Here is a 9,759-nt window from a genome sequence, read left to right as displayed (position 1 = left end):
CGGCCAACGGCCAGCTCAGCCCAGCCGAGTACGAACACCGTCACACCACGAAGGCACCACATAGCGTGCTCCACGCAGCCGCATAGAACGCAAGCCCATCGGTGTCTGTCAGACCGGGGCAACTCCACATAGCCCGGCGCCAGGCTTCCCGCGCCGAGCGCCACCGCGACCACGCCGGCCCCGATACCGACCACCCAGCGCTCGCTGTAGCGATCGAGCAGCTCGCCCGCCACCAACAACCCGACCAGCGGCACGAACTGGGCCGCCGAGACCAGCAGCCCCAGCTGTGCCGTGCTCAGGTCCAGCGCACGCTGAAGGTGGACGCCAAGCGCGCCGATGCCGCCCACGAAGAAGCCCGCGGCGGCCTGGGTGAAGGTGGCGACGTCCAGCACGATCCAGCGATAGCGTCACGGGTCGCGGGCCTGAGATCGGGCGCGCTCGGCGGTGCGTTGTGTCATGCCGACCACGCTGCTGTAATGACCTTGTGATGCTCAACCCTTACGGCGAGGACGCGGTGAACCTGGCCGCGGACCTGGCCAACCGCCGACCCGAGAGCGCGACCGAGCTGGCGGACCGCTGCCGCGCCGCGGGGCTCGTGCTGGAACGCCGGGTGACACCGGAGGACCTCGGGCGCGCCCGGGCCGCCCTGGACGCGTGGGAGGGGATCGTCGACGCCCATGGGGAGCAGGAGCGTGCCGATCTGTTGAACCGGATGCTGGCCGAGGCCGCCGCCTACCCGCGGCTGACCTCCCACCTCGGTACCGGCTGGCACCTGCACTATCGGGACGCGGAACAGCCGCTCGGCTCCGTGCTGTTCACGCTGTTCGCGGTCGGCACCGCGCTACATCTGACCGGCCGTGGCATGCACCGGCTGCGGCGCTGCGAGGTGACCGAGTGCCACACGGCCTTCGCCGACACCTCGCGCACCGGACGACAGCGGTACTGCTCGCACCGGTGCGCCAACCGCGACGCCGTCCGCAGACACCGGGCCCGAGCGGCACGGATCTGACCCGTTGAGCCACCCCCGGCAGTTCGGTGACGCGCGACGCTAGTCGCAGGCGCCGCACCAGTAGAAGCCGTTGCCTTCCGCCAACCCGAGGTAGTCGTCTCCCCGCGTCTGGTCGAAGAAGGTGCCCGCGTATGCCAGATCCGGGGGAACGTACACCTCGCGCTGTTCGTCCCTGCTCGGTTCCTCACTCATCGCCACTACCTCCCATCGGAACGACATGTCCGTCTGCGCATGCCTACCCGTCGCACATGACGAGAACGCGATCGATCACCCGGGACGGTGACGCGCTTTCCCCTAAACCCACAGTATTCGGCGCACTGTCGAAACCCGTCCTCGCACACGGAAGGGCGTGCGCCTGTCGGTTGCGCCGCCCGCCTGCATGAACTCCGTTTATGCGCCGGTCCCTCAGGAAAACCACTCACCTGCATCGACCAGTTGACCAGAATGCCGAAAAAGACGTTTCACAAACGCGGTTGAGCGAGCGTCGAACCGGGCGACGTGCGTTCACCGTCAGGCTTCGGGGGATTTCCAGCGGGAGGGGACGACGACATGCCGCGGGTGCTCCCTTGACGGGGGTCGAGCCGGTTGACGACTGCTGGTTCGTGGTGTTGCCGGACCGTGAGCCCGCCTCGTTCGTCATGAGACGCCTGGCACGCTATGCCTGTCGCGTACTGCCGCACGCCTCGGGCCGGCCGTGGCTGGTGGGCTGCTGGGAACCGGGTCGGATGACCACCGCCGCCACGGGCGGAGCGCGGCTCGCGGTGGCCGGGGCCTGCTCCCTCTCGCCCGCCCAACTACGGGCGCGGGCCAAGAAGGTCCGGACCGTCCGGGACGCGCCCGCGGTCGCCGAGGGGGCGCGCGGCAGTTTCCACCTGCTGGCCTCCGTGGACGGCGAGGTCTACGGGCGGGGCACGGCCGCCGGCGACCGACGGCTGTACCGGGGCGACGTCGCGGGAGTGGCCGTGGCGGCCGACCGCGCCCGCACCCTCGCGTGGCTGACCGGCAGGCGGCCGGATCCCGCCCGACTGGCCGCCCGGCTCGTGCCGCGGCTGCCCTATCCGCTGGAGCACGCGGCGATGTGGCCGGGCGTCGCCACGGTCACGCCGGGCCACGGGCTGCGGCTCGGACGCGACGGATCCTGGTCGACCACGCCGTGGTGGCACTCACCGCCGTCGGAACTGCCGCTGGCCGAGGCCGCACCACTGGTGCGGGAGGCGCTGCGGGAAGCCGTCGCACTGCGGATCACGCCCGGTCAGACATGGGGTGCCGACCTTTCGGGCGGGATGGATTCCACCTCCCTGTGCTTCCTGGCCGCCGAGGCCGGCGCCAGGCTCGTGGCCGTCACCCTGCACTGGTCGGCGGCCACCAATCAGGACGCCTCCTACGCCGACCACGCCGCCCGTGCCCTGCCGGGCCTCACCCACCTGGTCTTCCCGTCCGCCGAACTCCCCGGCCACTTTGCCGGTATGACCGAGCGGGCGGAGCCGGGCGACGCACCCACCGTGCTGCTCCGCGACCTGGCGCAGCAGGCCGAGTTGGCGCGCGTGCTGCGGGAACACGGCGCCCGGCGGAGGCTGTCGGGGCATGGCGGCGACCACGTGGTGACCGCGCCCCCCGCCTACCTGCACCGCCTCGTACGCCGCCACCCGGCCTCGGGCCTGCGGCACCTGGCCGCGCACCGGGCGCGAGCGCGGTGGCCACTCGCCGCGACCCTGCGGGAGCTGGCCGGCCACCGTCCGCTGGGGCGCTGGCTGACCGACCAGGCGGACACCCTCGCCACCGCCGACCGCCCCGGCCCGCGCCGCTGCGACTGGAGCGCACCGCTCGCACCACCCCCGTGGGCCACTGGCCACGCCGTCGGCCTGCTGGCAGGTCTGCTGCGCGACGCCGCCGTCAGCGACGGCGTGCCGGTGGCGCCGCTGGCGAAGGACCGCGGCGCGCACGCCTGGGCCCACAGCGCCAGGATCGCCGCCACGGGCGCGGGGCAGATCGCCCGCGCGGCCGCGCGGGCCGGGCTGCCGAACGACGCGCCGTTCTGCGATGACGCGGTCATCGACGCCTGCCTCCGGGCGAGACCCGAGCAGACCGGGCACCCCGCCCGCTACAAGCCGCTGTTGGCCGCCGCCATGCGCGGAATCGTTCCGGAGGCGATCCGGACCCGGACCACCAAGGACCACGCCGGCGAGGAGTGGCAGGCGGGCCTGGTCGCGCGGCGCCGGGACCTCGCCGCCTGGGCGGACGACTCCCGGCTGGTCGAGGCGGGCCTGGCCGACCCCGACCCGTTGCGCCGCGCCTTCCTGTCGCCGGGCTTGCTCGGCACGGGAGCCGCCGTGCTGGAGTCCACCATCGGCGCCGAGGCGTGGCTGCGCGACCTGGAGGCCCACCCCCACCCCGCCTACCTCAAGGAGCACGCCGATGAAGGTGCCCCCACCCCGCCCGCGACTGCGCCCTGACATCACCGCGTGCGACGCCGCGGACGGCATGGTGCTCCTCGACGAACGCACCGGCCGCTACTGGCAGCTGAACGCCACCGCGGCCCAGGTGCTGCGCGCCCTGCTGGACGGCAGGGCGCCCGAAGAGATCGCCTCCGGCCTGGCGGCCACGCACGAGGTACGGCCGGAGCGGGCAGCCGCCGACATCGCAGCGCTCATCGATCACCTGGCGACCGCGCGCCTGACCGACGGCCTGCCCCCGACATGAGTCAGGTGCTGAACACCCCGGGCGAGCGGCCCGGGCCGCTGAGCCGGGCCGCCATCCACACCGTCGTGCTCACCGCGCGGCTCGTGGCCAGGCTCCCGCCGCGCCGGATCCGCGCCTTCCTGAACGCCGCCCGCCGCGGCGCCCGGGCCGCCACCCACGACGAGGCGCTTGTCGCGCGGCGCGACGTCACCGCCACCAGCACCATGTGCGCGGGGCGGTACTGCCTGCAACGCTCCCTGGCCTCGGCGTTGTTGTGCCGCCTGCGGGGGACCTGGCCGACGTGGTGCAGCGGCGTGCGCACCCCGCCGTTCGCCGCCCACGCCTGGATCGAGGCCGAGGGCTCCCCCGTCGGCGAACCCCGGGACACCGTCCGGTACACCCCGGTGATCCGCGTTCCGCCCCGGGAGCGGTCGCGGCCATGAGGGCCCCCGGCCGCGGGTGTCGGCCGTTGGCGACCCGGTGCGGGCATCTCCCTTGCGCTGTCGGGCCCGCGGGCAGGCAGTGGGCGATATCCTCTTCACCAGGACGGAGCGCCAACTCTTTCGGCACGGACCCGGACGTGGTGCGGCGGGCGTGAACCGTCCGCTGACGCGGGGACCTTGAGGACCCGCTGCACGACCAGCCCGAACTGGAGGCCGGCTTGCGAACGCTCGTGAACACGATCCCACGGCAGCTTCCCACTGGCGACGGGCGTTGAGCCCCGCCCAGCAGCAGACCGTTCATGCGGTCAACGGCTTCGCCTACGGCTGTATCGGCGCGGACATCCACGTCTTCGGTGACGGCGCGCCGCTGTACGTCCTTCAGCGATGGCGACCCGAAGCCCGGCCGAGCCCGTCCTGGCTACTGGACCTGCCCAGCCGCATGCTCAACGCGCGGTTCGCGGTCGTCGACTTCAGCGGGCGCGAGAACGAACTCGCCGACCTGCGCCGCTGGCGCGATCACGGTCCACGGTTGGCGGTCCAGTGGCTACATGCCCCGGGCGGCCAGGGCAAGAGCCGACTGGCCGCGCGGTTCGCGAAGGAGTCGGAGGCCGCCGGTTGGACCGTGGCAACGGCCGCGCGTGGCCTCGGCGTCACCCACCCGCCACCCGGAAGCCAGGACCTGCGCACCGACACCCGCGCCGGCGTACTCCTGATCGTCGACTATGCCGACCGGTGGCCGGTTGCCCAGCTGACCTGGCTGCTCAGCAACACGATCCTGCATCGGGCCCCCGACCAGGCACGAGTGCTGCTGCTGGCCCGCAGCCGAGACCCCTGGCCAGCCGTACGCGCCTCGCTCGCAGACCTCCAGGCCGACGCCTCGACACGCGCCTTACCGCCCCTGGCCGACACCGGCCGCCGGATCGGCGACAGCGAGCGCCACGACATGTTCCGTGCCGCGCGCGACGCCTTCGCCGCCCTCTACGGGGTACCCGCGGACGCGATCGAGCCGCCCGCCGAACTGAGCGGGCCGGACTTCGGGTTGACGCTCGCGGTCCACATGGCCGCCCTGGTGGCCGTGGACCGCCACAGCCATGCCGGCACCGCGGCCACGGGGCCGGACATGACCGGCCTGACCGCCTACCTGCTGGACCGGGAACGCCGCCACTGGCACACGCTGCACGAGACCGGGGCGCTCGGCACCACCACGGCGGAGCTCTCCCGAGCCGCCTTCGTCGCGGCGCTCACCGGACCGCTCCCTTACCCGGAAGCGAAGCGGGCGCTCAGGACGGCAGGACTCGGTGCCGACGCGGACCGCCTGCTCACCGACCACGCGTACTGCTACCCGCCCGGCGCCTCCAGCACTGTCCTGGAACCCCTGTACCCCGACCGCCTCGCCGAGGACTTCCTGGCACTCTCCCTGCCGGGCCACCACCTCGCCGACCACGCCTCCGATCCCTGGGCCGCCGGCGTCCCCGAACTCCTGCTGCCCGCGGCCGAGTCCGTCCACTCGGAGCACGGCGGCCTGCCGCCCTATGCCCCCCGGGCCCTCACCTTCCTCACCGCCGCCAGCCACCGCTGGCCCCATGTGCTCGCCACGTTGGAGAGCCTCGACGCGCGCCTGCCGGCGGACCTCGGCGCGAGTGACGAACTCGCCGCGGCCGCCGCCGACCTCGCCGAGCGCCTCGCCCCGCACCGCCTGTCGGCAGCGGTCGACACCGCCGAACGCGCCCGGATCCACCGCGAGTTGGGGCAGCGACTCGACCAGGCGAGGCGGGCCGGGAAGGCCGCCCCGGCGTTGGCGGAGGCCGTGCGGCTCTATCGTGAACTCGCCGCCGCGACCCCACGGAACTTCGAAGCCCGCTTCGCCGAGTCGTCGTTCGAACTGGCCCAGGCGCTGGTCTTCGCGGACCTGGAACCCTGGACGCGGAAACCCCTCGAAAACCTCGCGGCCGACGCCGCACGACTCGAACAGGCGGCCGCGGCGATCCGGGACGCCATCGAGACCTTCCGCCGGCTGGCGGCGGAGAACCCCGCCGAGTACCAGCACGTCCTGGCCGCGACGCTCACCGCGGCCGCCTTCCTCGTGCCACGGCTGGGACCGTCCGACCTGGCGGTGGCCGCGGCGCGGGAGGCGGTCGACATGGTTCGCCGCCTGGCGGACGAGGCCCCCGACGACTGGGCCCACCAGCTGCCCTATGTGCTGGCGGCCTCCGCCGTGGCCTTCACCGGAGCGGACTCCGAGCAGGCAAGGGCGCTGGCCGACGAGGCGGTCGGCAGCGCTCGCCGGATGGTCCGCGAGGACCCGGAGACGCACCTGGAACACCTGGTCTTCATACTGTCCATCCAGGGGTCGGTGCTGCTGAGGCTGGAGCGGGCCGAGGAAGCCGTCGACGCGCTCAGCGAGGCCGCGGAGCTCAGCGGCCGACGACCACGAGCGGACCAGGGCAGGGACCCCTGGTACGAGATCATGGCCCACGCGCTCGGCTTCGTGTGGCTGCAGGAGCGGGCCACCGGGGCGACGACCGGGCGGAGCATGGCCGTACAGGTGCTGAGCCGCCTGGCCCACGGCGACACCGCCGGTCGCGGGCCCGGGCTGCTGCGAGCCCTGGTGGGCCTCGAGGGCATGCTCGATCCGACCGCGCACCCCGAGGACGCGCTCGCCGTGCACCGCGCGGTCATCCACCTCCTCAGAACGTCGGACGAGATCTCGTACGCGGGGGACGACTTCCTGGGACGGTCCGACATCCACGGCGTGCTGGTCACGGCGAGCGTCCTCCTGGCGAGGAACGGACGGTGGGAGGAGGCCCTGGCCCACCTGGACGAAGCGGCCGGGGAACTACGGGCCGAGGGAACGAGACCCCTCGACTCGGCCCTGGGCGGCGTGCTCACCACCATGACCGCCGACCTCGCCGACCTCGGTCCCGACGAGGACGACGATCCCTACCACCGCATGGCCCGGCCCCGGGCCGTGCGCGTGCTGGGGCGGATCGCCGAGACCTATCGCCGCCTCGCGCGGGACGATCCCGCCGCGCACGAACTCGGCCTCTCCGTCACGACGAAGATCCTGTCCGAGGCGCTGTGGCTGCTGGGACGGCGGCAGGAAGCCGTGGATCTCGGCCGGGAATCGGTCCGAACCCGGCGGCACTGCGCCGCCAGGGACGGCGCCGCCGAACACCGCGACCAACTCGCCCTCGCCCTGCGCCGCCTCGCGGAGAAACTGACGGACACCGGCCACGCCGAGGAGGCGGCCACCGCGGCGCGAGAGGCCGCAACCCTCTGGCGTGCCCTGTCCCACGAGTCCCCCGCCTACTCCTTCCGGAGCCGGGAGGTCGGCACGGCCCTCCACCTCGTCGCCCTGAATCTGCGTCGGCTCCGCCCGGCCGAGGCCCTGTCCGCCGCGGAGGAATCCGCGACGATCCTCCGGCGCTTCCCGGCCGACGACCCCGCAGAGCACGCTTCCAGCCTCGCCACGGTCAACGGCCTCGTCACCGAAATCCGCCAGGAACTCCACGGGTAGTCGGGGACCGGCCGGCTGGTCGAGCGTGCTCCGCCGCCTTGGAGCGAGGTGGGTGGCGATCGCGGAGGCGCTGGGCGTCTCCCAACAGGCAGTGCACAAGAGACCAGCCGCTGGGTGAACTGCTCGGCGCGGCGGTGCCGGAGCGGGCCGGCCGCCCCCTCGAACTGCGGCACCTCGCCTGCCCGGGCTGCCGAGGCTGCCCAGGGCATGTTGCCGCGGGCCCTCTTGCCCGCAGCCAACCCGTACGCCGGCTGCCCGGCCCGGATCCCTGTCCGGTTTGAGGCGCTTCCACTACTCCCATCTCGGTGCCGGGCTACTCGGCCTGGGCCTGTCGCGGCACACCGGAACGGACTACGAGACGGTGATCCGCACGCAGATCACCGAACCGCTGGGCCTGACCGACACCCGGGTCACCCTCGACGCGGCCCGGCAGGTGGCACCCGGCCACTCCCGCACCGGACCTGGTCGGCACGGGCGGGCTGTACTCGACCGTTCCCGACCTGTCGCGGTCCCCGGCCGCACAGCCGGGATCCGGCTGCGCGACGCACGGTAGCGAACCGCCTGGCACGCGGATGTTTCCCGCCGATGACCTGCGTGTCAGAATTTCCCGCCATAACTACCGCGTATAACCCTGTGCGACTCTTCGTATAGGTCGCTACCTATACTCCGCCACGCCGCTGCTGATAGAAATCCTGGCTAGGAAAAGCACATGGCGGAGGAGTGAACGGATGGAATACACCCCCTGGTCGCTGTTGAGCGATGCGGGACTCGTCGCGGCGCTGCTCGTCGTCGGCGCCCTGCTCCGCGCCCGACTGGTGATCATCCAGCGCCTGATGCTGCCGTCGAGCGTGCTGGCCGGCGGCCTGGGGCTGCTGTTCGGCCCCGAAGTGCTCGACGTCCTGCCGTTCTCCGACCAACTCGGCACCTACGCCTCGGTGTTGATCGTCGTCGTGTTCGCGTGCCTCGCGCTGTCGAACGATTCCGGATTCGGCACCTTCGGGAAATCGACCGGCAAATTCTCGCTCTACTCGATCGGCAGTTATGCGGTCCAGGTCGGGCTCGGCGTGATATTCGCGCTGATATTTCTCGGGCCGGTGTGGGGCACTCCGGAGGCGTTCGGGACGCTGTTGTTCGCCGGCTGGGCCGGTGGCTTCGGCACCGCCGCCGCGCTCGGCTCGGCCTTCGAGGAGGACGGCTGGCAGCAGGCCAGCTCCCTCGGATTCACCTCGGCCACCGTCGGCATGCTGGTCGGGATCGTCGGCGGCATCGTGATCACCAACTGGGGGGCCCGCCGCGGCCACGCCAAGGGCGTGGGCACCTTCGACAGCCTCCCGGAGGAACTGCGCTCCGGGCTCGTCAGGGAACCCGCCGACCGCGCCTCGACCGGCACCGCCACCACCTCCGCCGTCTCCATCGAGCCGCTGGCCCTGCAACTGTCGCTGGTGGCCGCCGTGTCCGCGGCCGCCTACGGGCTGGCCGAGTGGGCCGGCGACCTCTACCCCGACTTCGCGGTCCCGGTGTTCGCGTTGGCCTTCGTCGTCGGCCTGCTGCTCCGACTGGCCGGCAGCCGCACCCCGGCCTGGCACTACGTCGACCCACGGACGATCAGGAGCGTCTCCGGCACCGCGACCGACGTGCTGATCGTCTGCGGCATCGCGTCCATCGTGCCCAGCTTCGTCGCCGACTACGTCACGCCGCTCATCCTGCTCTTCGTCCTCGGTCTCGCCATCTGCCTGGTCCTCTTCCTGGTCGTCGCGCCCCGCGTGTTCGAGCGCGACTGGTTCGAGCGGGCGCTGTTCACCTGGGGCTGGGCCACCGGGTCCGTCTCCACCGGCATCGCCCTGCTGCGGATGAGCGACCCGAAGCTGGAGTCCGGCACCCTCGACGAGTTCGGCCTCGCCTACCTGCCGCTCGCCCCCATCGAGACCCTGACCGTCACGCTCACCCCCACCATCGTCGCCGCCGGCGCCGCGTGGGCCCTGGCCGGTGGCTGGACGGCGCTCGGGCTGCTCGCCACCGGGGCCGCGCTGCTCCTCGCCCGCGACACCTGGCGGCGGTCGACCGGCGCCACGGAGCCCGGGACCGTGCGCCAACCCACCTCCTGACCCCCG

9 protein-coding genes are annotated in these 9,759 nt (G+C 72.9%); 7 read left to right on the top strand and 2 right to left on the bottom strand.

All coding sequences use genetic code 11. The annotated features are described in order from the left end of the window. Positions 1-392: MFS transporter (locus tag RNC47_RS28520; RefSeq protein ID WP_394814899.1), on the bottom strand; the 392-nt coding region annotated here is incomplete at its 3' end. Between the two features lie 92 nt (positions 393-484). Here RNC47_RS28520 and RNC47_RS28515 point away from each other — a divergent pair. Next, positions 485-1,009: a CGNR zinc finger domain-containing protein gene (locus RNC47_RS28515; RefSeq protein ID WP_311602802.1), complete on the top strand. Its 525-nt coding sequence runs from the start codon at positions 485-487 to the stop codon at positions 1,007-1,009. A gap of 39 nt (positions 1,010-1,048) precedes the next feature. Here RNC47_RS28515 and RNC47_RS28510 read toward each other — a convergent pair whose 3' ends face one another. After that, positions 1,049-1,201 (bottom strand): hypothetical protein, encoded by a 153-nt coding sequence (locus RNC47_RS28510; RefSeq protein ID WP_311602801.1) that lies wholly within the window; start codon positions 1,199-1,201, stop codon positions 1,049-1,051. 533 nt (positions 1,202-1,734) lie between these two features. Between RNC47_RS28510 and RNC47_RS28505 the strand changes: the two genes are divergently transcribed. The 6 genes from RNC47_RS28505 to RNC47_RS28480 all read left to right on the top strand — a co-directional run bounded on the left by RNC47_RS28505 (position 1,735) and on the right by RNC47_RS28480 (position 9,753). After that, on the top strand, positions 1,735-3,462 hold the full coding sequence (locus RNC47_RS28505; RefSeq protein ID WP_311602800.1) for an asparagine synthase-related protein: 1,728 nt from the start codon (positions 1,735-1,737) through the stop codon (positions 3,460-3,462). Continuing rightward, positions 3,425-3,709 carry a lasso peptide biosynthesis PqqD family chaperone gene (locus RNC47_RS28500; protein ID WP_311602799.1) on the top strand — a complete coding sequence of 95 codons (285 nt, stop codon included), beginning with the start codon at positions 3,425-3,427 and terminating at the stop codon, positions 3,707-3,709. The genes RNC47_RS28505 and RNC47_RS28500 overlap by 38 nt, the downstream gene beginning before the upstream one ends. After that, a complete protein-coding gene (locus tag RNC47_RS28495; protein ID WP_311602798.1) occupies positions 3,706-4,131 on the top strand; it encodes a lasso peptide biosynthesis B2 protein in 426 nt (141 codons plus the stop codon). The genes RNC47_RS28500 and RNC47_RS28495 overlap by 4 nt, the downstream gene beginning before the upstream one ends. Positions 4,132-4,402: 271 nt before the next feature. After that, positions 4,403-7,648: a hypothetical protein gene (locus RNC47_RS28490; protein ID WP_311602797.1), complete on the top strand. Its 3,246-nt coding sequence runs from the start codon at positions 4,403-4,405 to the stop codon at positions 7,646-7,648. A 277-nt stretch (positions 7,649-7,925) separates the two neighbouring features. Next, entirely contained in the window at positions 7,926-8,201 is a 276-nt protein-coding gene (locus RNC47_RS28485) for a serine hydrolase (protein WP_311602796.1), read from the top strand. A gap of 175 nt (positions 8,202-8,376) precedes the next feature. Further along, positions 8,377-9,753 carry a sodium/glutamate symporter gene (locus RNC47_RS28480; protein WP_311602794.1) on the top strand — a complete coding sequence of 459 codons (1,377 nt, stop codon included), beginning with the start codon at positions 8,377-8,379 and terminating at the stop codon, positions 9,751-9,753. The last annotated feature ends 6 nt before the right edge of the window (positions 9,754-9,759 follow it).

The sequence above is a fragment of the Streptomyces millisiae genome (assembly GCF_031845425.1).
GTDB lineage: Bacteria > Actinomycetota > Actinomycetes > Streptomycetales > Streptomycetaceae > Streptomyces > Streptomyces millisiae.
Note: the sequence above shows the minus strand (reverse complement) of the source record. Positions and strands in the feature narration are given on the sequence as shown.

Excerpts from the sequence above, each read along its gene's own strand:
- RNC47_RS28510 (WP_311602801.1), bottom strand. The coding sequence starts at position 1,201 with ATGAGTGAGGAACCGAGCAGGGACGAACAGCGCGAGGTGTACGTTCCC.
- RNC47_RS28505 (WP_311602800.1), top strand. The coding sequence starts at position 1,735 with ATGACCACCGCCGCCACGGGCGGAGCGCGGCTCGCGGTGGCCGGGGCC.
- RNC47_RS28500 (WP_311602799.1), top strand. The coding sequence starts at position 3,425 with ATGAAGGTGCCCCCACCCCGCCCGCGACTGCGCCCTGACATCACCGCG.
- RNC47_RS28495 (WP_311602798.1), top strand. The coding sequence starts at position 3,706 with ATGAGTCAGGTGCTGAACACCCCGGGCGAGCGGCCCGGGCCGCTGAGC.
- RNC47_RS28480 (WP_311602794.1), top strand. The coding sequence starts at position 8,377 with ATGGAATACACCCCCTGGTCGCTGTTGAGCGATGCGGGACTCGTCGCG.